The organism is Herbiconiux sp. A18JL235 (assembly GCF_040939305.1).
Lineage (GTDB): Bacteria > Actinomycetota > Actinomycetes > Actinomycetales > Microbacteriaceae > Herbiconiux.
The window spans coordinates 1,597,424-1,621,357 of record NZ_CP162511.1; the positions used below are offsets into that span (position 1 = coordinate 1,597,424).

Here is a 23,934-nt window from a genome sequence, read left to right on the forward strand (position 1 = left end):
GAGCGGTCGTCGTGCGCCATACTGGCGCGACTGGGTCAGACGACCCAGTCGCCGTCTCTCACCCGCAGCTCCGACGCACCACCTCACCGAGATCGAGGAGGAAGCATGGCCCGCCTACCCGTCGCCGAGCGCCGAGCGCGACTGCTCGAGGCCGCCTTCGCCGTCATCGCCCGGTCGGGCGTGTCGGGAGCCACCACCCGCGCCGTGGTGGAGGAGGCGGGCATGAAGCTCGCCAGCTTCCACTACGCGTTCGCGTCGCGGGAGGAGCTTCTCGCCGAGCTCGTCGACGCCGTGCTCGACACCCAGCAGGAGGTGCTCGAGATCGCCGCCGCCCCCGGCAGTTCCCTCGTCGAGGTGCTCCACCACGGGCTCGTGCGTTACTTCGACGGCGTGCGCCGCGACCCGTTGAGGGAGCGCGCCCTGTTCGAGCTCACCCAGTACGCGCTCCGCACTCCGGGCCTCGCCCCCGTCGCCGAGCGGCAATACGAACGCTACCGCCGCCTCGCGCGCCGCTCGCTCGAGGAGGCCTCGCGCCGCACGGGCGCCCGCTGGCAGGTACCGGTCGACCGGGTGTCGGGGTGGCTGGTCGCTCTCACCGACGGTGTCACCCTGGCGTGGCTCGCCGACGGCGACGACGAGCGGGCTCTCGCCGGGCTCGCCTTCGCCGCCCGCGCCCTGGCGGCGGAGGCGCAGACCGATGGCGACGCGCCCGTGCCCGTGGCCTCCGTCAGCGGCGCTACGGGAGGAGCCCGATGAGCGCCGATGCCGACGCCGCCGGCGCCACCGCCGCGCCGGCGGCCCTCGCCGAACCGGTACGCCGGGTCGGCGGCGCCTGGATCGCCCTGTTCGGCACCGCCTGGCTCGGCATCTGGATGGCGCAGCTCACCCCCGTGCAACTCCTCCTCCCGGTGCAGATCGAAGACCGCCTCAGCCTCTCCACGGCGAGCGGTCACTGGACCGACTCGGTCGTCGCCTTCGGCATCATCTCGGCGATCGCCGGCGTGTTCGCGCTGCTGGCCTTCCCGCTCACCGGCGCGCTCTCCGATCGCACCACCTCGCGCTTCGGCCGCCGGCGCCCGTGGATCGCGGGCGGCGGCGCCCTGTTCGCCGTGGCCCTCTTCGTTCTGGGCCTCCAAAGCGACCTCGTCGGGGTGGGACTCTGGTGGACCCTCGCCATCATCGGCTTCTGCGTGCTCTCCTCGGCCCTCACCGCCGCCATCTCCGACCAGGTGCCGGTGAACCAGCGCGGCTTCGTATCGAGCTTCATCTCGGCGCCGCAGGCGGTGGGCCTCATCCTCGGCGTGCTGCTCGCGACAACGCTCTTCACCGGCCAGTTCCTCGGCTACACGGCCATGGCGGTGCTCCTCGTCGTGCTCGTGGCCCCGTTCTGCCTCACCATGCCGGATGCACGGCTCGACCCGGCCGACCGGCCGCCGCTGACCTTCCGCGCTCTCGTGGAGGGCATGTGGGTGAGCCCGCGCGAGCATCCGGACTTCGGCTTCACGCTGCTCAGCCGCATCCTGGTGAACATCGGCAACGCGCTCGGCACGACCCTGCTGCTGTACTTCCTGATGTTCGGCCTGAACGACCCGAACGCCGAAGACGACCTGCTCCTGCTCATCGTCATCTACACGGTGTTCGTGGTGGTCGCCTCGATCGGCGCGGGCGCGCTCTCCGACCGGCTCGCCAGGCGTCGCGCCTTCGTTCTGGTGGCCGCGGTGCTGCAGGCGCTCGCCGCGCTGCTGCTCGCCTTCGTGCCCGAGCTCACCGTCACGATGGTGGCGGCGGCGCTGCTCGGCCTCGGCTACGGCTGCTTCCTCTCGGTCGACCAGGCGCTCGCCACGCAGGTGCTTCCCGACCCGGCGTCGCGGGGCAAAGACCTCGGCATCATGAACATCGCCACCGCCGTGCCGCAGGCCGTCGCCCCGCTGCTCGGGGCGGCCGTGGTGAGCTGGCTGGGCGGATTCCCGGCGCTGTTCCTGGTGTCGGCGCTGTTCGGTTTCGCGGGCGCCGTCGCGGTGTCCCGGGTGAGGAGTGTGCGGTGACCATCACGATCGACCTCGAGGCCGCGGAGTCGGCACCCGCGCTCTGGCGCGACGAGCAGCGCTACTGGCGTGGGCTCACCGAGGCGACCGCGCGACTCGATCCGCCGCTCGCCGTCATCGGCGCCGAGGCGATGGCCCACAACGCGCTGTCGATGCTGCGCCGGGCGGGCGGCCGCCCCATCCGGGTCGCCAGCAAGTCGATCAGGGTGCGCGCGGTGCAGGATGCTCTGCTCGCCCTTCCGGGGTACGCGGGGGTTCTCGCCTACACCCTCCCCGAGGCGCTCTGGCTCGGGGAGACCGTCGACGACGTCGTCGTCGGCTACCCGAGCGTCGACCGCGGGGCGATCGCGCGTCTCGCCGCCGACGAGCGTCTGCTCGCGCGGGTGACCCTCATGATCGACTCGGTCGAGCACCTCGACCTCATCGACCTCGCCGCGCCCGCCGCGCGCCGGGCCGCACCCATCCGGGTCGCCCTCGAGCTCGACGCGGCGTTCACTGCGCCTGGGCTCGGCCGGCTCGGGGTGTGGCGGTCGCCCGTGTCGACGGCCGAGCAGGCTGCGGCGCTCGCGCGCGAGGTGGTGGCGCGCCCGGGTTACGCGCTGGTGGGCATGATGGCGTACGAGTCGCAGATCGCCGGGGTGGGCGACCGTCCGGGCCGCGGCAGCCTCAAGGGCGCCGTGATGGGGCGCGTGATCGAGCGGATGCAGCGGGCCTCGGCCGCCGAGTTGGCCGAGCGGCGCGGCGCCGCCGTCCAGGCGGTGCGGCGTATCGCTCCGCTCGAGTTCGTGAACGGCGGAGGCACCGGGTCGCTCGAGTCGACCTCGCACGACCCCTCCGTCACCGAGATCGCCGCCGGCAGCGGCTTGTTCGGCGGCCACCTCTTCGACACCTATTCGCGCTTCCGCCCGGCCCCTGCGGCAGCTTTCGCCCTCTCAGTGGTGCGGAAGCCGACCCCCGACATGGCGACCCTCCTCGGCGGCGGGTGGATCGCATCCGGCCCTCCCGGCCCCGACCGGCTGCCTGAGGTGGTGTGGCCCCGAAACACCCGCATGCAGGCGCGCGAGATGGCGGGGGAGGTGCAGACCCCTCTCTCGGGCAGGGGTGCTGCGGCCCTGGGCGTGGGCGACCGCGTGTGGCTGCGGCACACCAAGTCGGGCGAGCTCTCCGAGCACGTGAACGAGTTCCAGCTCGTGCAGGACGGCGAGGTCGTCGACGTCGTGCCGAGCTACCGAGGAGAAGGGAAGGCGTTCCTGTGACCGCCCTCAACGGAACCTGGCGCAACTGGGCGCGCACCCAGAAGGTCACGCCCGAACGCGTCGAGAGGCCCGCCACCATCGGCGCCGTGCAGCGAGCCGTGAAAGGAGCCGCGCGGTCGGGTACCCGCATCAAGGCGGTGGGCGCCGGCCACAGCTTCACCGGCATCGCCGTCGCCACCGGTGTGCTGCTCGACCTCGACGAGCTGAGCGGCATCGTGAGCGTCGACCGCGAGCGCGCCCGGGTGACCCTCCTCGCCGGCACCAGGCTGTTCCAGCTGCCCGCCCTGCTGAAGCCGCACGGGCTCGCGCTCACCAACATGGGCGACATCGACCGGCAGTCGATCGCGGGCGCCATCTCGACCGGAACCCACGGCACCGGCGCTCGGTTCGGTGGCATCTCCACCCAGGTGGTCGGGGCCACCATGGTCACCGCCGATGGCGAGCTGCTCACCGTCGACGAGGAGCACCAGCCCGAGCTGCTCCCCGCGGTCGCCCTGGGGCTCGGCGCCCTCGGCATCCTGGTCGAGATCACGCTGCAGTGCGTGCCCGCCTTCGTGCTCGAGGCCGTCGAGAAGCCACTGCCCCTCGACGGCGTGCTCGCCGGGCTCGACTCCCACGTCGACGGCTGCGATCACTTCGAGTTCTACTGGTTCCCGGGCACGCGCACCGCGGTCACGAAGACCAACATGCGGCGCGACTCCGCGTCGCCGACCCGGCCCCTGCATCCGCTGCGCAGCTTCGTCGACGACACCTTCATGGCCAACGGCGTCTACCGGGTCACCTGCGCCGCGGGCTCGGTGGCACCCGCCATCGTGCCCGCCGTGAACTCGCTCGCCGAGCGGCTGTGGGGCGACCGCTCGTTCTCCGACGCCTCGCACCGCGTGTTCGCCACCAAGCGCACCGTGCGGTTCCGCGAGATGGAGTACGCGCTCCCGGCGGCCGACGTCCCCGAGGCGCTCGCCGAGGTCGATCGGCTCATCGACTCGCGCGGGTGGCGCATCTCGTTCCCCGTCGAGGTGCGCTTCGCCGCCGCCGACGACCTCTGGCTCTCCACCGCCTCCGGCCGGCCGAGCGGATACATCGCGGTGCACCGCTACTTCAGGGAGAATCACGAGGAGTACTTCGAAGCAGTCGAGGAGATCATGACGACGCACGCCGGCCGGCCGCACTGGGGCAAGCTGCACACCCGCGACGCGGCGGCGCTCGCCGAGCTGTACCCGCACCATGCCGACTTCGTCGCGCTGCGTGACAGGCTCGACCCCGAACGACTGTTCGCCAACGACTACCTCGATCGCGTGCTGGGCGCCTGATGGCCGGCACGGATGCGCGCTCCGGCGCGATGAGCCCCGAAGAACGCAGGGAGCTTGCCCGCGAGCTCGGCGCGAGGCTGCCCGAGGGGTTCACCCTGGGCGTCGCCACGAGCGCCTTCCAGATCGAGGGGGCGACCCACGAGGGCGGGCGCGGGGAGTCGGCGTGGGACGCGTTCTCGGCGCAACCCGGACGCATCCTCGGCGGCGCGACGGCCGATCGGGCGACCGACCACTACCACCGCTTCCCCGAAGACGTGGCGCTCGTGCGCGACCTCGGGGTCGACTCCTACCGCTTCTCGTTCGCCTGGCCCCGGTTGCAGCCCGAGGGCAAGGGCGCGCTGCGCCGGGAGGGCGTCGACTTCTACGAGCGGCTGCTCGACGAGCTCGAGACCGCGGGCATCCGCTCGCTCGCCACGCTCTACCACTGGGACACGCCCACGGCGCTCACCGGGGGCTGGTTCTCGCGCGACACCGCCCTGCGCTTCGGCGACTTCGCCCACGCCATGGGGGAGCGCTTCGGCGACCGGGTCACCCAGTGGGCAACGGTCAACGAACCCGCCACGGTGACGCTCGAGGGCTACGCGCTGGGGCTGCACGCCCCGGGCGCCGCCCGCCTGTTCAACGCGCTGCCCGCCGCCCACCACCAGCTGCTCGCCCACGGCCTCGGCGTGCAGGCCCTCAGGGCGGCCGGGGTGCGCGGTGGGGTGGGCATCGTGAACGTGCACACGCCCGTGGTGCCGGCCACCGACTCCGGGCCCTCGGCCGAGGCCGACGCCGTGTTCGCGCAGCTGTTCGACGTGCTGCACAACCGCGTCTTCGCCGACCCGGTGCTGCTCGGGCACTACCCGCAGCCGCCCGAGGGCTTCGAGGCGCTGTTCACCGCCCTCGCCGAGGTCGACCCCGCCGACCTGGCGCTCATCGCCCAACCGCTCGACTTCTACGGCCTCAACTACTACATGCCCACGCGCATCGCCGCCGGATCGGGGACGGCGGCGACCCCCGACGGCGAGTCGTCGGCGATGGCGTCGCTGCCGTTCCACCTCGCCGACTGGCCGGAGTACCCGCGCACCGGGTTCGGCTGGCCCATCGCCCCTGAGTTCTTCGTCACGACGCTCGCCGAGCTGGGGGAGCGCTACGGCTCGCTGCTGCCGCCCGTAGTCATCACCGAGAACGGGGCGAGCTTCCCGGACGCGGTCGAGCTGCATCCGGAGACGGGTGAGGCCCAGGTGCACGACGGGTCGCGCATCGACTACCTGGCGCGGCACCTCGACGCGCTGCTGGGGGCGGCGGGGTCGGGTTCGGGCGCGGCGGGTTCGGCGTCATCGGTGGAGGTCGTCGGCTACTACGTGTGGTCGCTGCTCGACAACTTCGAGTGGGCCGCCGGGTACAGTCAGCGCTTCGGGCTGGTGCACGTCGACTTCGCCGACTTCACGCGCACGCCGAAAGACTCGTACCGATGGCTGAGACTCCTCGCCGAGTCGCGCTGACAGCTGTCGAGAGCGGCTTGCTGTGAGGCTGCCCGCCGCTCGTGACCGCGTGAGCGTCACTCGATATAGTTGAGCCATGGAATGGCTGATCCCGGTAATCATCGTCGTCGTGATCGTTGCGATCATCGGCATCTACCTCTGGGCGACCTACAACTCGCTGGTCACGCTGAACGTGCGCGTCGACGAGGCCTGGAGCGACATCACCGTTCAGCTGAAGCGTCGTGCCGACCTGCTGCCCAACCTCATCGAGTCGGTGAAGGGCTACGCGGCGCACGAGAAGGCCGTGTTCGAGAACGTCACCAAGGCACGCGCCGAGACGCTCTCCGCGCAGGGGCCGGCCGAAGCATCCGTCGCCGAGAACCACATGCAGAACGCGCTCAAGTCGATCTTCGCGGTCGCCGAGGCCTACCCGCAGCTCCAGGCGAGCCAGAACTTCCTGCAGCTGCAGGCCGAGATCGTCGACACCGAAGACAAGGTGCAGGCCTCGCGCCGGTTCTACAACGGCGGTGTGCGCGAGCTCAACACCAAGATCAAGGTCTTCCCGAACAACATCTTCGCGCGCCAGCTGGGCTTCTCCGAGCGCGAGTTCTTCGAGGTCTCCGACGTCGCGGCCATCGCCGAGCCGCCGCGCGTGCAGTTCTGACGCGTCGCCCGCCTGACTAGGGTTCCATGTATTCCGCGATCGCGAAGAACAAGCGCAACACGGTCTTCATCATCATCCTGTTCCTGCTGATCATCGGCGGGCTGGGCTACCTGGCGAGCTACATCTACGGCAACCTGTCGATCGTCGTCATCACGATCGTGGTGTCGATCGGCTACGCGCTCATCCAATACTTCGCGGCCTCCGGCCAGGCGCTCGCCATGAGCGGCGCGCGGCAGATCGAGAAGCGCGACAACCCGAGGCTGTACCGCGTCGTCGAGAACCTCTCCATCACCACCGGCACGCCCATGCCGAAGGTCTACATCATCGACGACCCGGCACCGAACGCCTTCGCCACGGGGCGCGACCCCGAGCACGCGGTGGTCGCGGCCACCACCGGCCTCCTCGCCATCATGGACGACGCGGAGCTCGAGGGCGTCATGGCCCACGAGATCGGGCACGTGCGCAACTACGACATCCGGGTGTCGATGATCGTGTTCGGGCTCGTCGTCGCCGTCGGCTTCATCGCCGACATGTTCCTGCGCATGGCGTTCTTCGGCCGCAACAACAACAACTCGAACCCGATCGTCATGGTGTTCGGGCTGGTCGCCATCCTGGTGGCACCACTCGTCGCGACCGTGGTGCAGCTCGCCGTCTCGCGCCAGCGCGAGTACCTCGCCGACGCCACCGGCGCCCTCACCACCCGCCACCCCGAGGCCCTCGCCAGCGCCCTAGAGAAGCTCGCCGCCTACGGCCGGCCCATGCAGCGCCAGTCGACCTCCATGTCGCACATGTGGATCGCCGACCCGAACAAGCCCGGCATCATCGACCGTCTCTTCTCCACCCACCCGCCCATCCCCGACCGCGTCGAGCGCCTCCACAAAATGGGCGGCAGCTTCTAGCTCCTGCGTTGGTCGCTCAAAGTGCTCCCATCCCCGGGAATGGCGACCATCTGCGCGACCAACTCGAGGGTGGATGATCCCCCTCTGCCCCAGCGTGTGGCACTGGTGCGAGGGGTGTGGCCCGTGAAGGCAGCCCGCAACACGCGTTGGGCGCTCAAAATGCTCCCATCCCCGGGAATGAGGACCATTCGCGCGACCAGCGTGGGGGTGGGACACGCCACCGCGCCCTGACACGAGTGGCGGGCGGGACGCAACGGGCCCTTGTCGACGACCCACGGTGAGTGCGCGGCCGCGTCAGCGACCGCACACTCACATGTCGCGGCGCGCCGCAGAAGCGGCGGCGCGCCCCGGCGGAGCCGCGCGCAGCACGGCCCCGCCGGCAGCTAGCACCGCAGCTAGCCCAGCTCGGCGCGCAGCGCCGCGCTGAGGGTGCCGCGGTCGGCGACGACGATATCGCCGGGGAGGCCCTGCCACGTGGCGGCCGAGCGGAGGAGAGCGGCGATGCGGGGGAGGTCATCGGGCACCAGGCCGGGTTCGGCCCAGGCCGACTGCACGCGAAGCACTCCCGATTGGCGGTCGCTCTTGAGGTCGAGGCGGGCAGGGATGCGGTCGTCGATGAGAACGGGCAGCACGTAGTAGCCGTAGACGCGCTTGGGCGCGGGGGTGTAGATCTCGATGCGGTAGTGCAGGCCGAACAGGCGCAGCGCCCGGGCGCGCTCCCAGACGACGGGGTCGAACGGCGAGAGCAGTGCCGCGGTCTCCACGCGCCGCGGGAGGCGGGCGTCGCGGTGCAGCCAGGCGGGCTTCCCCCACCCCGGCACGGTGACGGGCAGCAGCTCGCCCGACTCGACCAACCGGTCGATCGCGGGCTGCGCGTCGACGCGTTTCAGGCGGAAGTAGTCGGCGAGGTCGGTGAGCGTGCCGATGCCGTGCGCCCGCGCCGAGATCGACATCAGCTCGGCGATCGCATCCTCGCGCGACACCGAGGCGTTCAGCACCTCGGCCGGCAGCACCTGCTCGGGCAGCGCGTAGACCCGTTCGAAGCGCGTGCGCCCCGCCGACACCACGTCGCCCCGGCGGAACATCGTCTCGAGCCCGCGCTTGACGTCTGACCACCCCCACCAGGGCCCCTGCCGCACGTTCGACTCGTGCTCGATCTCGCTCGCGCGCAGCGGCCCCTTCTCGGCGAGCTCGGCGCGCAGCCATTCGATCGTCTTCTCGTTCGAGGCCCCCCATGACTCGGGGTGGGTGCGGTACCACTCGCGGTAGTCGGCCTTCCGCCAGTCCATCAGCGGAAGCGTCTCGACCGGCAGGAAGGATGCCTCGTGCGCCCAGTACTCCGTCACGCCCCTGCCGTAGGTCAGCTTGTCGAGCACCGCTTTGTCGTACTCGCCGAGCCGGGCGAACACCGGCTGGTAGTGGCTGCGCTCGTAGACGTTCACGGAGTCGATCTGCAGCAGCCCCAGCCGCCTCAGCAGCAGGTTGAACTGGCGGGTGCCGGGCCGAGCATCCGGAACCCTTCCGAAGCCCTGCGCCGCCAGTGCCACACGCCGCGCCAACGCGGGAGAAATCGTCTCGACCATCGAGGCGAGCCTAGCGAGCACCTCCGACAGCGGCACGACGCCCCAGCCAGGTCACGGGCGGTACCGGCACGGATGCGCGGTGCAGCGCGCAGACACCCGTCGTTCACGCACGGTTCACGACCCCGTCGGCGACGCGCCTTTCGCCACCCCTACCGTGCAGGAGTCGGCCCGACGGCACAGAACAGCCCGCACACAGCGCGGGCGGCCACGGGCCGCACGATGGAGGAACTCCTTTGCACACCAAGCGCCTCGCGATCACCGGTACCGCCGTCGCCGCAGCCCTTGCCCTCGCACTCGGCGGATGCTCGTCAGACGCCACCGCATCCTCGACCGGCGCCTCCGGCGTCGACGCCGCCACCGCCACGAACCTCGACGCCTTCGGCGGCCTCGCCGGTCTCGAGGAGGCCGCCAAGGCCGAGGGCGCCCTCAACGTCATCGCGCTCCCGCGCGACTGGGCGAACTACGGCGCCGTGCTCGACGCCTTCGCCGAGAAGTACCCCGAGATCACCATCAACGAGGCGACGCCCGACGCGTCGAGCGCCGAGGAGATCCAGGCGGCGCAGAGCCTTGCCGGCCAGGACACCGCCCCCGACGTCTTCGACGTGGGCGCTGCGGTCGCCCTCGCCAACACCGACCAGTTCGCGCCCTACCAGGTGGCGACCTGGGGCGACATCCCGGATGCGCTGAAGGAGCAGTCGGGCCTCTGGGTCGGCGACTACGGCGGCTACATGGCCATCGGCTACGACCCCGACGCCGTGCCGGAGCCCACGAGCCTGAAGGATCTGCTGGGCGACGCCTACAAGGGCAAGGTCGCCATCAACGGCGACCCCACCCAGGCCGGCGCCGCGTTCGCCGCGGTGGGCATGGCCGCCGTGCAGAACGGCGGATCGGTCGACGACTTCCAACCCGGTATCGACTTCTTCTCCGAGCTCAACAAGGCGGGCAACTTCCTGAAGATCGACCCGACCCCCGCCACGATCGCCTCGGGTGAGACCCCCGTGGTGCTCGACTGGGACTACCTCAACGTGGGGTACGGCGCCGACCTCGAGGGCCAGCGCAACTGGGAGGTCACGGTGCTGCCCGGCACCGGCTACGCCGGCTACTACAACCAGGCCGTGAACGTCGACGCGCCGCACCCGGCCGCCGCCCGCCTCTGGCAGGAGTTCCTCTACAGCGACGAGGCGCAGAACCTCTGGCTGGCCGGCGGCGCCCGCCCGGTGCGCGCCGAGGCGATGGCGGAGGCCGGCACCATCGACGACGCGCTCTACAAGGCGCTTCCCGTCATCGACGGCGAGACCGTCGTGCCCGACGCCGACCAGGCCGCCGCCGCGGCCGAGCTGCTCGGCGCGAAGTGGGCGGCCGCCGTCCAGTGACCGACACCGTCGCCCTGAGCCCCGGGCAGGCCACCGCGCCTGCCCGGGGCTCCCGGGCGCGGCCCCGCACGCTCCTGAACGGCAGCGTTCTCGGGCTCGTGCCCTTCACCGCCTACATCGTGCTCTTCCTCGCGCTGCCCACCGTGATCGCCCTGGTCACCGGGTTCGTCGACGGCGACGGCGCGTTCACCCTCGACAACGTCGCCGCCCTCGGCGACCCGGTCATCCTCAGCACCTTCGGCAATTCGCTCTGGCTCTCCGCGCTCACCGCAGCCGTCGGAGCGGTGCTCGGCGCCCTCTTCTGCTACCCGCTCATCGGTGCGAAGCCGACCGGCATCCTCCGACGGGTGGTGGATGCGGCGAGCGGAGTGCTCGCCCAGTTCGGCGGCGTGATGCTCGCCTTCGCCTTCGTGGCGACCATCGGCATCCAGGGCATGATCACGATCTTCCTGCGCGACACGGTCGGCATCGACATCTTCGCGAACGGTGTCTGGCTCTATGAGGCGCCCGGGCTCATCCTGCCCTACATCTACTTCCAGGTGCCGCTCATGATCATCACCTTCCTGCCGGCCCTCGAGGGGCTGAAGCCGCAGTGGGCCGAGGCCAACGCGATGCTGGGGGGCAGCGGGGCGGGGTACTGGCGGCACATCGGCGGTCCGGTGCTGCTGCCCTCCTTCGTGGGTTGCCTGCTGCTGCTATTCGCCAACGCCTTCTCCTCGTTCGCGACGGCTGCCGCCCTCACCAGTCAGGGGTCGCAGATCGTGCCGCTGCAGATCCGCGGCGCGCTCACCAGTGAGACCGTGCTCGGGCGGGAGAATCTCGCCGGCGCGCTCGCCCTCGGCATGATCGTCGTGATGGTGCTCGTCATGGCCCTCTATTCGCTGCTCATGCGGCGCGCGGCCAGGTGGCAGCGGTGAGCGCCGGGTCGGTGCACCCGGGGCCGGGCCGTGTCACCCGCTGGGTGATCGTCGCGGTGATCGGCGGCCTCTTCCTCGTCCCCATCGTCGCAATGCTCGAGTTCACGATGCGCCGCGGCCTCGAGGGCGGTTACGACCTCAGCCGTTGGAGCGCCGTGTTCAGCACGGGGTTGACGGGGGAGTACAAGCCGATCCTCACCGGGAGCACGAACTCGCTGCTGCTCGCCGTCGTCACGGTGGCCATCATGCTGGTGCTGCTCGTGCCCACGATGGTGCTGGTGCGCATCCGTTTCCCGCAGCTGCAGCGGGTGCTGGAGTTCGTGTGCCTCGTCCCGATCACGATTCCCGCGATCGTGCTCGTGGTGGGGCTCGCGCCGGTGTACTCGGTGGTGGCCCGCATCGTCGGCTCAGGGGTGTGGCCGCTCGCCTTCGCCTACGGCGTCATCGTGCTGCCCTACGCCTACCGTGCCATCCAGACCAACCTGCAGGCGATCGACGTGGTCACCCTCAGCGAGGCCGCGCGCACGCTCGGAGCCGGGTGGCCCACCATCCTGCTGCGGGTCGTGGTGCCGAACATCAGGCGGGGGCTGCTCGCCGCCTCGTTCATCTCGGTGGCGGTGGTGCTCGGCGAATACACCATCGCCGCGCTGCTCAACCGGGTGAACCTGCAGACCGCCCTCGTCATCGTGAGCAAGGCGGATCCGTTCGTCTCGATCATCTTCGCGGTGCTGGCCCTCGTGTTCGCCTTCGTGCTGCTGCTCGCCATCGGCTTCATCGGCGCCCGCGGCCCGTCGTCGCGGCGTGATTCGTCTGCGAGACGCCGCGACCGCATCCCCACCATTCGCCAGAACGCTCCACAGAAAGCACGAGCATGACGATCTCGATCGACCGCCCCGACACCTCGGCCGCCGCGCCGTCCTCCGCCACCACCGGTTCGCGGGTGGAGCTGCGCGGCATCGAGAAGGAGTTCCCGGGCGGGCACCGCGGCCTCGACGGCATCGACCTCGTCATCGAGCCCGGCGAGTTCGTGGCGCTGCTCGGCCCGAGCGGCTGCGGCAAGACGACGGCGCTCCGTGTGCTCGCGGGGCTCGAGACCGCCACCGCGGGGGAGGTGCTCGTCGACGGGCGCGACGTCTCGGGCGTGCCGGCCCGCCGGCGCGACATCGGCATGGTGTTCCAGTCGTACTCGCTCTTCCCGCACCTGACGGCGCAGTCGAACGTCGAGTTCGGTCTCCGGATGCGCAAGGTCGCCCCGAAGGAACGTCGCGAACGGGCTGCGGCGGCGCTCGAGATGGTGGGGCTCGGCAGCATGGGCTCGCGCTACGCCCACGAGCTCTCTGGGGGGCAGCAGCAGCGGGTCGCGCTCGCCAGGGCGCTCGTGACCGAGCCGCGGGTGCTGCTGCTCGACGAGCCGCTGTCGGCCCTTGACGCCCGGGTGCGGGTGCAGTTGCGCGATGAGATCCGCCGCATCCAGCGCGAGTTCGGCATCACGACCGTGTTCGTCACCCACGATCAGGAGGAGGCCCTCGCGGTCGCCGACAGGGTGGCCGTGATGCGGGCGGGGCGCATCGAACAGATCGGCGCGCCCGAGGTGCTCTACGGGCGGGCGGCGACCCCGTTCGTCGCCGAGTTCGTGGGGCAGACCAACCGGCTCGCCGGTGTCGTCTCGGGAGGTGCGGTCGACCTCGATGGCGTGCGGCTGCCGCTCATCGACGAGACGACCCCCGACGGCGACGTCGTCGCCTTCGTGCGGCCCGAAGACCTCGGGCTGTCGGTGTCGGGCGAGGGGCTGCCGGTCGAGGTCGTCGCGACGAGCTTCCTCGGCTCGTACCGCCGCACCTCGGTGGCCCTCGACGACGGCACCGTGGTCTCGGTGCAGCACGCCGCGGGCTTCGCGCCCGCCGTCGACGATCGCCTCGTGCTCACCTTCGCGGGGGCCCCGGTCGCGGTCGAGCGTCGCGCCGTCTGACTCATTCGGCGCACATGCGGGCGGGCGCATACGAGCGCTCTTACAATTGGCTCATGTCCGAGACCGGTCGACCGCGCCGTGGCCTGCTGAAGCGCCTGTTCTCGCCGCGCCCCGAGGCGCCCGTATCGCGCTCCGCCGGGGCCGCGCCGCGCTCCGAGTCTGTCGCGTCTCGGCCGGCACCGCGTGCCGAACCCGCCGCGCGGGTCACGCGCACGAGCGTTCCCGCCGAACCCCCCTCGCGCACCGCCCTCGACGCGGTGCCGATGGGCATGCAGATCGCGGGCGCCTGGTCGTGGCGCATCCTGGTGCTCCTCGGTGCCCTGGCGGTGTTCGGCTTCCTCATCGTGCAGCTGCGGTTCCTGGTCATCCCGCTCATGGTGGCGATCGTGCTCTCGGCGCTCCTGGTGCCCTTCAAGAACTTCCTGGTGCGTCACCGCTGGCCGAAGTGGCTCGCGGTCACGGTCGCCGAGCTGAGTACCCTCGTCGTCGTCGCGGGGCTCGTCTTCCTGGTCGCGACCCAGGTGTCGTCGGGCTTCGACGACCTCAAGAACCAGACGGTCGCCTCCTACAACGACCTCAAAGCCTTCCTCGCGCAGTCGCCGCTGCAGGTCTCCGAAGACGACTTCAACTCCTACGTCGCGCAGATCTGGCAGTCGATCCAGCAAGACAGCCAGACCCTGCTCTCAGGTGCCGCCGCGGTGGGCTCGAGCATCGGCCACGTGCTCGCCGGGGTGCTGCTCGTGCTGTTCTCGACCCTGTTCATCCTCATCGACGGGGAGCGCATCTGGTCGTGGATCGTCAAGCTCTTCCCGCGGAAGGCCCGCGCGGCCACCGACGGGGCTGGCCGCACCGGGTGGCGCACGCTTCAGAACTTCGTGAAGGTGCAGATCCTCGTCGCGTCGGTCGACGCGGTGGGCATCGCCGTCGGAGCCGCCATCCTGGGCGTGCCGCTCGCCATCCCGATCGGCGTGCTGGTGTTCCTCGGCTCGTTCATCCCCATCATCGGAGCGGTCGTCACCGGAGCCGTCGCGGTGTTCATCGCGCTCGTCTACAACGGCTGGGTGATCGCGCTCATCATGCTCGGCATCGTGCTGCTGGTGCAGCAGCTCGAGGGCCACGTGCTGCAGCCCTTCGTCATGGGCACCGCCGTGAAGGTGCATCCGCTCGCCGTGGTGCTCGCCGTCGCCGGCGGGTCGATGGTCGCCGGCATCGCCGGAGCCTTCTTCGCCGTGCCGCTGGTCGCGACCCTCAACGTCATGATCGCCTACGTGGCCGGGGGAGCGTGGCGCGCATCCGTCCCTCCTGCTCTCCTCGAACCCCCGCAGAAAGAACCCTCTCCGCATGACTGACACCGACTTCTCGCCCCGCGTCCAGACCGCCGTCTCCGCGGCGCCGCTGCTCGCCGACATCGAGGCGGCGCGCGAGCGTGTGGGTCGGGTGGCGCAGGTCACGCCGATGGAGAGCTCGCGCTTCCTCGCCGAGATCATCGGCTCGCCGGTGTTCATGAAGTGCGAGAACCTGCAGCGCACCGGGTCGTACAAGATCCGCGGCGCCTACAACCGCATCTCGAGTCTCAGCGACGACGAGAAGGCGCGCGGCGTCGTCGCCGCCTCGGCGGGCAACCACGCGCAGGGAGTGGCGTTCGCGGCGCGCGAGCTCGGCATCAAGGCGACGATCTTCATGCCGATCGGTGTGCCGCTGCCGAAGCTGCAGGCCACGCGCAACTACGGCGCCGACGTCATCCTGCGCGGTCACTCGGTGGAGGAGGCGCTGCGGGCGGCGGCGGAGTTCGCCGCGGCGACGGGTGCCGTGGTCATCCCGCCGTTCGACCACATCGACGTCGTGACGGGGCAGGCGACCCTCGGGCTCGAGATCCTCGACCAGGTTCCGGATGCCGACACCATCGTGGTTCCCATCGGGGGCGGCGGACTCATCTCGGGCATCGCGAGCGCTGTGAAGCAGCGGGCCGCCCAGACCGGGCGCACCGTGCGGGTCATCGGTGTGCAGGCCGCCAATGCGGCGGCCTACCCGCCCTCCCTCGCCGCCGGGGCGCCGGTGGAGATCACCACCACGCCCACCATCGCGGACGGCATCCAGGTGTCGAAGCCGGGGCTGCTCAACTTCGACATCATCACCGAGCTCGTCGACGAGGTCGTCACGGTGTCGGAGGCCGACACCGCCCGCGCTCTGCTGCTGCTGCTCGAGCGCGCCAAGCAGGTCGTCGAGCCGGCCGGTGCGGTGGGCGTCGCGGCGATGCTCTCGGGCAAGATCGTCGACGCCGGAACCGCGGTCGTCGTGCTCTCGGGGGGCAACATCGACCCGCTGCTCATGCAGCGCGTCATCAGCCACGGCCTCGCCGCGTCAGACCGCTACCTGAAGCTGCGCATCATGCTCCCCGACCGCCCGGGCCAGCTGGCCCGCACCGCCGAGCTCGTGGCCGAGGCCAACGCGAACGTGGTGGAGGTGCTGCACACCCGGCACGGCAAGGGCCTGCAGATCAGCCAGGTCGAGCTCGAGCTGCACATCGAGACCCGCGGCCCCGAGCACCGCGACCAGGTCGTCGCCAAACTCCGCGACGCCGGCTTCGAACTCCGCGTCGAGCAGTAAGCGGCAGCCGCGCCGAACCGCCCCGAACCCCGCACTCAGGGGCGATGCGTGACCGGTCGATGCGCGGGACGCTCGGCCTTCGACTGAGTAAGAATTACTCGCGTCGAATCTCGACCGGAGATCACTATTCTCTTCGCATGTTCCGTATCACAAAGACTGCAATGGCCGCCGTCACTCTAGCCGCGCTTGCTGCCGTCGCTTTTCCCACCGCAGCCCATGCAGAGATGACTGAGCCGCCCGCGTGCACTGAATCACCATACGGAGGCTGCCAAGCCGGCCCTCTCGGCAATGGAACGGGCGGGCCCGGATGGGGACCTTGGGGTCCCGGCGGGTTCTTGGACTTCTATGCTGTCTCGGAACAGACCGCGAACGGACTTACAGCATGGTTCTTCGATCGGCGCGACGGGGTTCCGATGACGGACACCGACGCAGTTCTTCTGAAATATGAATTCAGCTTCAGCTCGTGCACGAGGCTGCCCGGCGACGGTGTCGTCTGCCTTCGTTAAGCGCCCGTGCGTCGCCATTTCCTGACTGATTAGGCGCAAAGCGTCCGTAACGAACCGCACCAAGCGCCGCCCTCACGGGGTTATGACGCGTCGACGCGCGCCAGCCCGGGACTCAGCCGGTGAAGGTGGCGACGTCGGTGATCTCGACGGTGATGTCGCGGCCGTTGGGGGCCTGGTAGGTGGTCTTCTCGCCGATCTTGAGGCCGAGGATGGCGGTGCCGAGCGGGCTCTGCTCGCTGTAGACGTCGAGGTCGGTGTTGCCGGCGATCTCGCGGCTGCCGAGGAGGAACTTCTCCTCGCCGCCCGCGACCAGCGCCGTCACGACGACTCCGGGCTCCACGACGCCGTGACTCTCGGGCGTCTCGCCGACCTCGGCGGTGCGCAGCAGCTGGGTGAGCTGACGGATGCGCGCCTCGATCTTGCCCTGCTCGTCCTTCGCGGCGTGGTAGCCGCCGTTCTCCTTGAGGTCGCCCTCTTCGCGCGCCTGCTCGATGCGCTTGGCGATCTCGGTGCGGGCCGGGCCGCTCAGCTCTTCGAGCTCGTTCGCGAGGCGGTCGTAGGCCTCCTGGGTGAGCCAGGTGACGGTGCCATCGGACATCGGACTTCTCCCTCGAACACACGTGCGCCCAGGCCGAACCGGCCCGGACGATCAGGAAAGCCTATGTGAGCCAGCAGTCGTAAATCAAACCCGTCGTGGCCAGTTCGCTCGTGCGCACCAGCTCGCTGAACGACTGCGTCGCGCGATCGGAGGCGGGGATGTCGATGACCTTCCACCCCACCACCGCGAACTTCTCGCTGAGCGCCTGCACTACACAGCTCGCGGTGTCACCGACCGGGATGGTGACGTCGAACGACACCTCGACGCTGCGGTCGTCGATCACCCGGTGCGCGGTGTCTTGCGTGCCGATGGTGGAGTTGGTGCCGTCGAGCCCCGCCCACACCACCCAGGCGGCGATGACGACGGCAACCGCGGCCCCGGCGATGCCCGCGATGAGGCGGCCGCGCATCCGTCGGCCGGGTGTGCGGCCGTAACGCGAGGCGAGCAGATCGTCGTCTGTGCTCACGAGGGTCTCCCGGGTCGGTCGGCGAGGTGGATGCGGCGGATGGGGCTGAACGTCAGGCGCGGGCGATTAAGCTGGAGACGCCCTTCACAACAAGGCTAATCGCAACAACGAGGAGTTGAGACCGCTGACGCTGCGCCTCATGGCCGTTCACGCCCACCCCGACGACGAGTCGTCGAAGGGCGCGGCCACCTATGCCTACTACCTCGACCGCGGTGTCGAGGTGATGGTGGTGAGCTGCACCGGGGGTGAACGCGGCTCCGTGCTCAACGAGAAGCTCGAGCCGCGCGCCTGGGCCGAGCGCGACATGGCGGGCCTCCGACGGGTCGAGATGGCGGCCGCCCAGGCCGTTGTGGGTTTCGAGCACCGTTGGCTCGGCTACGCCGACTCGGGCTACCAGGAGCCCGGCTCCGACGACGTCGTCCCCACCAATGCGTTCAGCGTCATCCCGGTCGAGATCTCGGCGGCGCCGCTCGTGAGACTCATTCGCGAGTTCAAGCCGCAGGTTCTCGTCACCTACGACGAGAACGGCGGCTACCCGCACGCCGACCACATCCGCTGCCACGAGGTCTCCGCCCGGGCCTACGAGGCGGCTGCCGACCCCGACGCCTACCCCGAGCTCGGCGAGCCGTGGGCCGTGTCGAAGCTCTACTACGACCAGATCATGAACCCCAGGCGCTTCCAGGCCGTGTTCGATCTGCTCAGCGTGGAGGCGCCCGAGCATCCGTTCCTCAAGCAGCTCACCGAGATGCGGGAGCGGCGCACCGAGGAGTGGCCCTACGTGGCGACCGTGCGCGTGCCCGCCGTCGACTTCTTCGACGCCAGAGACGCCGCCCTGCGCGCCCACGCCAGCCAGGTGGCACCCGACCACCCCTTCTTCTTCTGGCCTGACGACCTGTCGAAGCGGGCGTGGCCGTACGAAGACTTCCAGCTCGCGAAGTCGCGCATTCCCGCGGTCGACGACGAGAGCGATCTCTTCGACGGTGTGGTCGATACGGATGCGGTGGGCACGCCGGTCGATGAACAGCCCGGCAACGACGCGGTGCGCGCATGAGCGCCATCGCCCTGACCGCGGTCGCGACCACGCTCACCTCGGCCTTCTCGACCGTCGCGGCGTTCGTGGCCGACACGAAGACGCCTGATCCCGACTCGGTCACCCCCGGCATCATCGGCTTCATCGCCACCTTCGGTGTGGCAGCGGTGACGCTGCTGCTCGTCATCGACATGGTGCGGCGGGTGCGCCGGGTGAACTACCGTGCCCAGGTGCGCGAGGAGCTCGAGGCGGAGCTGGCCGCGAAGAGCGCGGCGGATGCTGACGGTGGCGAAGGAGCACCGGGTGCGGCCCCCGCCACCGGTGACGGCGAAGCAGACGCGCCCGGCGTCAGCCGTTGAACGGCGGGTCGATCGCGAGCAGCAGGATGGCCGTCCAGTGGCAGAGGAAGGCGATCACCGTGAAGGTGTGGAACACCTCGTGGAACCCGAACCGCCCCGGGAAGAAGTTCGGCCGCTTCAGGGCGTAGGCGAGGGCGCCGACCGTGTAGGCGACACCTCCGACGACGACGAGGATCATCGACGCGGCGTTGGCGTTCAGGATGTCGACGAGGTACATCACAGCCGCCCAGCCGAGCGCCAGGTAGAGGATGACGTAGAGCCAGCGCGGCGCGCCGATCCAGAACACCCGGAAGCCGATTCCGAGCAGCGCCCCCGCCCAGACGATGCTGAGAAGTAGCACGCCCTTCTCGGGCGGCAGCGCCAGCAGAGCGATCGGCGTGTAGGTGCCCGCGATGAGCAGGAAGATGTTCGAGTGATCGATCCGCTTCAGGAGCAGCTTCGTCTTCGGCTTCCAGTTGATGCGGTGATAGAGCGCCGAGTTGCCGAAGAGCATCATCGAGGTGAGCATGAAGACGGCGCTCGCCCATTTCGCCGTCGCGCCGTCGGCGAGGCAGATGAGCACGATGCCGGCGGCGATGGTGAAGGGGAACATGCCGGCGTGGATCCAGCCGCGCCAGGTGGGCTTGACCTCGACCGGTGGGTGGTCGAGCGCATCCTCCAGCAGCGGGATCTTCGGCAGCTCCGGGCCCCCGTCCCGCTCCGTCTCCGCCGTCGCGCCCGGGGCGGGCGGAACAGAGCTTTGGCGCGTGTCGGGAGTGTCGGGTGCAGCCATGGCTTCAGACTAACCCCGCTCCCATGCACGGCCGCTGAAAGCGGGTAACGTATGCGTGTGCCGAAACGCCAGCCAGCCGGGAAAGGCCTCCTCTACCGTCTCTACCAGAGGCGCATCCGTCAGCACCTCGACGGGCAGGTGCTGCCGAAGCACGTGGCGATGATCCTCGACGGCAACCGGCGCTGGGCGAAGCAACGGCTGCTCGGCACCGCGGCACACGGGCACCGGGCGGGGGCGGCGAAGATCCGCGAGTTCCTGGTGTGGTGCGACGACCTCGGTATCGACGTCGTGACGCTCTACCTGCTCTCCACCGACAACCTCTCCAACCGCGACGGCGAGGAGCTCACCGAGCTCATCGAGATCATCGCCGATCTCGCCGACGACATCTCGCGCTACCGCGACTGGCGGGTGAAGCACGTCGGCTCGAACGCGGGCCTCCCCGAGCCGCTCATCGCCGCCCTCGACGGGGCGGAGGCGCGCACCGCGGGGCGCACCGGCCTCCACGTCAATCTCGCCGTCGGGTACGGCGGGCGGTCGGAGATCGCGGATGCGGTGCGCAGCATCATCCAGAAGCACCGCGCCCTCGGCCACGGTTTCGACGAGCTCGAGGCCGACATCGACCAGGAGCTCATCGCCGACCACCTGTACACGGGCGGTCAGCCCGACCCCGACCTCGTCATCCGCACCTCCGGCGAGCAGCGGCTCAGCGACTTCATGCTCTGGCAGAGCGCCCACAGCGAGTTCTACTTCATGGAGGCGCTCGGCCCCGACATCCGCGAGGTCGACTTCCTCCGCGCCCTCCGCGACTACTCGCGGCGGCAGCGGAGGTTCGGTTCTTAGGCCGCGCCGCCGCTGCTGCGGCGCGGGCGACATGTTCGCGTGCCGTCGCGGAGCCCGGCCTGCGGTCGGGCTCCGCGGCGACGCGCTCACCCTGGGTCGTCGACAAGGGCCCGTCGCGTCGCCTCCGTGGTGCGGCTCTGCCCGAATTACAACCGTGTAACACAGCGTTAATCAACTGTGATGCGTGTCGTAACCCGCGCATCCGGAATCGGACGTAGGTTCATCTCATCAGGCATGGCGCCTGATCGAGACGGCCACACAAGTACGTTTCGACCGACCTGACCGTGGCCCGATCGCCTACTGATCCGAGCGCCTGGCGCCCGGGGTTGGAGTGGATGTGGCCGAGCCCATGACTCAGAAGCCCAGCAGGACGAACACCGGAAAGGATGCATCACCCACCACCCGCACGACGAGCTCGACGCACACGGCCGAGGTGACCTACGTACTGGACACCTCGGTTCTTCTGTCTGATCCGAAGGCGATCTTCCGTTTCGCCGAACACTCGGTCGTGCTGCCGGTCGTCGTGATCAGCGAGCTGGAGTCGAAGCGCAACGACCCGGAGATCGGGTACTTCGCCCGCCAGGCGCTGCGCAACCTCGACGAACTGCGCATCCAGCACGAGCGTCTCGACTTCCCGATCTCGGTGGGCACGGAGGGGGGAAGCCTCCGTGTCGAGCTGAATCACTCCAACATGTCGGTGCTGCCGTCGGGTCTGCAGCTGAACGACAACGACACGCGCATCCTCGCGGTGGCGCAGAACCTCTCGAACGACGGGCTCAACGTCACCGTGGTGTCGAAAGACCTGCCGCTGCGCGTCAAGGCCGCCTCGATCGGCCTCGCCGCGGAGGAGTACCGCGCCGAGCTCGCCCCGGATTCCGGATGGACGGGGTTGGCCGACATCACCCTCGGCGCCGACCAGATGGCGAAGCTGTGGGAAGACGAGTCGCTCGAGTCGCCCCTCGTGGCCGAGCTGCCCATCAACACCGGGCTCGTCATCCACTCCGACCGCGGGTCGGCGCTCGGCCGGGTGACCGGTCGCGGCTCGTTCCAGCTGGTGCGCGGCGATCGCGATGTGTTCGGGCTGCACGGCCGTTCGGCCGAACAGCGCGTGGCGATCGACATGCTGCTCGACCCCGAGGTCGGCATCGTCTCGTTGGGAGGTCGAGCCGGGACGGGGAAGTCGGCGCTCGCCCTCTGCGCCGGACTCGAAGCCGTGCTCGAGAAGCAGCAGCACAAGAAGATCATGGTGTTCCGTCCGCTCTACGCGGTGGGCGGGCAGGAGCTCGGCTTCCTGCCGGGCGACGCCGCCGAGAAGATGAACCCGTGGGCGCAGGCCGTGTTCGACACGCTCGGCTCGCTGGTGTCGCAGAACGTGCTCGACGAGGTGATCGACCGCGGGATGCTGGAGGTGCTGCCCCTCACCCACATCCGCGGCCGCTCGCTGCACGACGCGTTCGTGATCGTCGACGAGGCGCAGTCGCTGGAGCGCAACGTGCTGCTCACCGTGCTCTCGCGCATCGGCCAGAACTCGCGGGTGGTGCTCACCCACGACGTGGCGCAGCGCGACAACCTGCGGGTGGGCCGGCACGACGGTGTCGCCTCGGTGATCGAGACGCTGAAGGGCCACTCGCTCTTCGGCCACATCACGCTGACGCGCTCGGAGCGGTCGGCGATCGCCGCGCTCGTCACCGAGATGCTGGAGTCGAACGAGCTGGCGTGACTCTGGTGCGGCGCCGCCTCGCGTTCCTGCGTGGGGCGGCGCCGCATCCCTGAGCTTTCTGTCCCCGGCTGCGAGACGGGCGGGACTCGACCTCGACGGGGAGGACGACATGACCGGCAGGATCGTCATCGACCTGTTCACGACGCTCGACGGGGTGTCTCAGGCACCGGGCGGGCCCGACGAAGACCCGAGCGGCGGGTTCGCCTATGGCGGCTGGCAGGCGCCGTTGCTCGACGAGAGCATGGGGGAGCAGGTCATCGCGGGCATCCGGTCGATGGATGCGCTGCTGCTCGGCCGCACGACCTACGACATCTTCGCGGCTTACTGGCCGCAGCACGTCGACGGGCCCGACGGTGAGATCGGCCGGAAGTTCGACTCGATTCCGAAGTACGTGGCCTCGCGGGGCGCACCGTCGCTGCCGTGGCGCGACTCGCATCTGCTCGGGCCCTCGCTCGCGGAGGAGATCGCGGAGTTGCGCGAGCGACACGCGTCGGTTCACGTCATCGGCAGCATCGACTTCTCGCGCTCGCTGGTGCGCGGGGGCCTGTTCGACGTGCTCAACCTGTGGGTCTACCCGATCGTGCTGGGCCGGGGCAAACGACTGTTCCCCGACGACGGCCCGGCGCTCGGGCTGACGCTGCTCGAGCCGCCGCTCGTCGGGGTGCGCGGCTCGCTGCTGCTCCGGTACAGGCCGGGGCCTGCGGTGGCGACGGGCGACATGAGCGCCGACGACCGCGGGGTCTGACCCTCAGGCGACTCCTGCACGTCCCGGATGCGGGGTTCGCCGTCCACAGATGTGCCGACGGATGCGCGGTGGGTTTCGGCAGCGACCTACCGTTCCCGCATGGACGATGCATGGCCCTGCGTGCTCGCGCTGCTGCCGTTGCTGCACTTCGGCGCGGTGACGCTGGCGCTGGCGCCGCTGGCGCCGTCGGGGGTGGGGACGGTGTCGCTGCTGCCGTTGCTGCACCTCGGCTTGGTGACGCTGCCGCTGGCGTGGGCCGACGCGCAGGCGCTGCGGCTGCCGAACGCGCTGACGATGCCGGGACTCGTCGTCACCATCACGGTGGTGGTCGTCGTCGGCGACGGCCTCGCCGGGGTGAGCCTCGTCGGGGTGCTCGCCGTGACGGCGCTGGGGTGGCGCGCCGGCTGGCTCGGGCTCGGCGACGTCAAGCTGCTCGGCTGGATGGCGGGCGCATCCGCCCTCACCGGCACCCTCGACCCCGTGCGCCTCGCCGCCGCGGCGGCCGCCTCCTGCGCCCTCGTTCTCGCGGCCCTCGCGGGCGCGCGTAGCGGCGCCCGGGCGGGCGCGGGTGTCGGCGCACGGCGGGCGACCGGTCCCGAGCGCGTGGCCGTCGTGCACGCGGCCCTCGCGCGCGGGCGCGGCGGCGCCGGGGCGGGTGCGGGTGTGGGCGCACGGCGGGCGACCGGTCCCGAGCGCGTGACCGTGCGCATCCCGTTCGGCCCCGCCCTCCTCGCCGGCTTCTGGTTCGGCGTGCTCCTCCCTTTCGCACGCTAGCCGCGTCCCGCTCCCGAGCTCCCTCCTCTGCCGAG

General features: G+C 70.3%; 23 protein-coding genes. 19 read left to right on the forward strand and 4 right to left on the reverse strand.

Annotated features, from left to right (window positions below):
• Window positions 1-105: 105 nt before the first annotated feature.
• The 7 genes from ABFY20_RS07380 (at window position 106) to ABFY20_RS07410 (ending at window position 7,640) form a co-directional block, all read left to right on the forward strand.
• The gene (locus ABFY20_RS07380) at window positions 106-756 is read left to right on the forward strand and encodes a TetR/AcrR family transcriptional regulator (RefSeq protein ID WP_368499296.1); all 651 of its coding nucleotides are present in this window, start codon (window positions 106-108) and stop codon (window positions 754-756) included.
• Window positions 753-2,045: an MFS transporter gene (locus ABFY20_RS07385; RefSeq protein WP_368499297.1), complete on the forward strand. Its 1,293-nt coding sequence runs from the start codon at window positions 753-755 to the stop codon at window positions 2,043-2,045. Before ABFY20_RS07380 ends, ABFY20_RS07385 begins: the two co-directional genes overlap by 4 nt.
• A gap of 2 nt (window positions 2,046-2,047) precedes the next feature.
• Window positions 2,048-3,301 carry an alanine racemase gene (locus ABFY20_RS07390; RefSeq protein WP_368499747.1) on the forward strand — a complete coding sequence of 418 codons (1,254 nt, stop codon included), beginning with the start codon at window positions 2,048-2,050 and terminating at the stop codon, window positions 3,299-3,301.
• On the forward strand, window positions 3,298-4,611 hold the full coding sequence (locus tag ABFY20_RS07395) for a D-arabinono-1,4-lactone oxidase (protein ID WP_368499298.1): 1,314 nt from the start codon (window positions 3,298-3,300) through the stop codon (window positions 4,609-4,611). Before ABFY20_RS07390 ends, ABFY20_RS07395 begins: the two co-directional genes overlap by 4 nt.
• Complete coding sequence (locus tag ABFY20_RS07400) at window positions 4,611-6,098, forward strand: GH1 family beta-glucosidase (protein ID WP_368499299.1); 1,488 nt, start codon at window positions 4,611-4,613, stop codon at window positions 6,096-6,098. Before ABFY20_RS07395 ends, ABFY20_RS07400 begins: the two co-directional genes overlap by 1 nt.
• A 76-nt stretch (window positions 6,099-6,174) precedes the next feature.
• Window positions 6,175-6,741, forward strand: coding sequence for a LemA family protein (locus ABFY20_RS07405; protein ID WP_368499300.1), 567 nt, complete (start codon window positions 6,175-6,177; stop codon window positions 6,739-6,741).
• 26 nt (window positions 6,742-6,767) lie between these two features.
• Window positions 6,768-7,640, forward strand: coding sequence for a M48 family metallopeptidase (locus ABFY20_RS07410; RefSeq protein WP_368499301.1), 873 nt, complete (start codon window positions 6,768-6,770; stop codon window positions 7,638-7,640).
• A 395-nt stretch (window positions 7,641-8,035) separates the two neighbouring features.
• Here ABFY20_RS07410 and ABFY20_RS07415 read toward each other — a convergent pair whose 3' ends face one another.
• On the reverse strand, window positions 8,036-9,223 hold the full coding sequence (locus ABFY20_RS07415) for a winged helix-turn-helix domain-containing protein (RefSeq protein ID WP_368499302.1): 1,188 nt from the start codon (window positions 9,221-9,223) through the stop codon (window positions 8,036-8,038).
• A gap of 233 nt (window positions 9,224-9,456) precedes the next feature.
• On the opposite strand from ABFY20_RS07415, the gene ABFY20_RS07420 reads away from it, so the two are divergent.
• From ABFY20_RS07420 to ilvA, 6 genes are all read left to right on the forward strand, one after another.
• Window positions 9,457-10,596 (forward strand): ABC transporter substrate-binding protein, encoded by a 1,140-nt coding sequence (locus tag ABFY20_RS07420; protein WP_368499303.1) that lies wholly within the window; start codon window positions 9,457-9,459, stop codon window positions 10,594-10,596.
• A 74-nt stretch (window positions 10,597-10,670) separates the two neighbouring features.
• Window positions 10,671-11,513, forward strand: coding sequence for an ABC transporter permease (locus ABFY20_RS07425; RefSeq protein ID WP_368499748.1), 843 nt, complete (start codon window positions 10,671-10,673; stop codon window positions 11,511-11,513).
• The gene (locus tag ABFY20_RS07430; RefSeq protein ID WP_368499304.1) at window positions 11,510-12,388 is read left to right on the forward strand and encodes an ABC transporter permease; all 879 of its coding nucleotides are present in this window, start codon (window positions 11,510-11,512) and stop codon (window positions 12,386-12,388) included. The genes ABFY20_RS07425 and ABFY20_RS07430 overlap by 4 nt, the downstream gene beginning before the upstream one ends.
• The gene (locus ABFY20_RS07435) at window positions 12,385-13,482 is read left to right on the forward strand and encodes an ABC transporter ATP-binding protein (protein ID WP_368499305.1); all 1,098 of its coding nucleotides are present in this window, start codon (window positions 12,385-12,387) and stop codon (window positions 13,480-13,482) included. The genes ABFY20_RS07430 and ABFY20_RS07435 overlap by 4 nt, the downstream gene beginning before the upstream one ends.
• Before the next feature lie 53 nt (window positions 13,483-13,535).
• Window positions 13,536-14,831, forward strand: coding sequence for an AI-2E family transporter (locus ABFY20_RS07440; protein ID WP_368499306.1), 1,296 nt, complete (start codon window positions 13,536-13,538; stop codon window positions 14,829-14,831).
• Window positions 14,824-16,089: a threonine ammonia-lyase gene (ilvA, locus tag ABFY20_RS07445; RefSeq protein ID WP_368499307.1), complete on the forward strand. Its 1,266-nt coding sequence runs from the start codon at window positions 14,824-14,826 to the stop codon at window positions 16,087-16,089. The genes ABFY20_RS07440 and ilvA overlap by 8 nt, the downstream gene beginning before the upstream one ends.
• A gap of 618 nt (window positions 16,090-16,707) precedes the next feature.
• Here the strand turns inward: ilvA and greA are convergent.
• Together greA and ABFY20_RS07455 are read right to left on the reverse strand one after the other, a co-directional pair.
• Window positions 16,708-17,193: a transcription elongation factor GreA gene (gene greA / locus ABFY20_RS07450; RefSeq protein ID WP_368499308.1), complete on the reverse strand. Its 486-nt coding sequence runs from the start codon at window positions 17,191-17,193 to the stop codon at window positions 16,708-16,710.
• Between the two features lie 61 nt (window positions 17,194-17,254).
• Window positions 17,255-17,659 (reverse strand): DUF4307 domain-containing protein, encoded by a 405-nt coding sequence (locus ABFY20_RS07455; RefSeq protein WP_368499309.1) that lies wholly within the window; start codon window positions 17,657-17,659, stop codon window positions 17,255-17,257.
• Between the two features lie 139 nt (window positions 17,660-17,798).
• Here ABFY20_RS07455 and mca point away from each other — a divergent pair, with 139 nt between their 5' ends.
• Together mca and ABFY20_RS07465 are read left to right on the forward strand one after the other, a co-directional pair.
• Window positions 17,799-18,710, forward strand: coding sequence for a mycothiol conjugate amidase Mca (mca, locus tag ABFY20_RS07460; protein ID WP_368499310.1), 912 nt, complete (start codon window positions 17,799-17,801; stop codon window positions 18,708-18,710).
• On the forward strand, window positions 18,707-19,048 hold the full coding sequence (locus ABFY20_RS07465; RefSeq protein WP_368499311.1) for a hypothetical protein: 342 nt from the start codon (window positions 18,707-18,709) through the stop codon (window positions 19,046-19,048). The genes mca and ABFY20_RS07465 overlap by 4 nt, the downstream gene beginning before the upstream one ends.
• Here ABFY20_RS07465 and ABFY20_RS07470 read toward each other — a convergent pair.
• Window positions 19,038-19,820, reverse strand: a complete 783-nt coding sequence (locus ABFY20_RS07470; protein WP_368499312.1) for a hemolysin III family protein — start codon at window positions 19,818-19,820, stop codon at window positions 19,038-19,040. The two genes, ABFY20_RS07465 and ABFY20_RS07470, sit on opposite strands and share 11 nt — an antisense overlap.
• 57 nt (window positions 19,821-19,877) lie before the next feature.
• Between ABFY20_RS07470 and ABFY20_RS07475 the strand changes: the two genes are divergently transcribed.
• From ABFY20_RS07475 to ABFY20_RS07490, 4 genes are all read left to right on the forward strand, one after another.
• The gene (locus ABFY20_RS07475; protein ID WP_368499313.1) at window positions 19,878-20,660 is read left to right on the forward strand and encodes an isoprenyl transferase; all 783 of its coding nucleotides are present in this window, start codon (window positions 19,878-19,880) and stop codon (window positions 20,658-20,660) included.
• Between the two features lie 349 nt (window positions 20,661-21,009).
• Complete coding sequence (locus tag ABFY20_RS07480) at window positions 21,010-22,380, forward strand: PhoH family protein (protein WP_368499314.1); 1,371 nt, start codon at window positions 21,010-21,012, stop codon at window positions 22,378-22,380.
• Window positions 22,381-22,489: 109 nt separating this feature from the next.
• Complete coding sequence (locus tag ABFY20_RS07485) at window positions 22,490-23,125, forward strand: dihydrofolate reductase family protein (RefSeq protein ID WP_368499315.1); 636 nt, start codon at window positions 22,490-22,492, stop codon at window positions 23,123-23,125.
• Window positions 23,126-23,224: 99 nt separating this feature from the next.
• Window positions 23,225-23,899, forward strand: coding sequence for a hypothetical protein (locus tag ABFY20_RS07490; protein WP_368499316.1), 675 nt, complete (start codon window positions 23,225-23,227; stop codon window positions 23,897-23,899).
• Window positions 23,900-23,934: the final 35 nt, after the last annotated feature.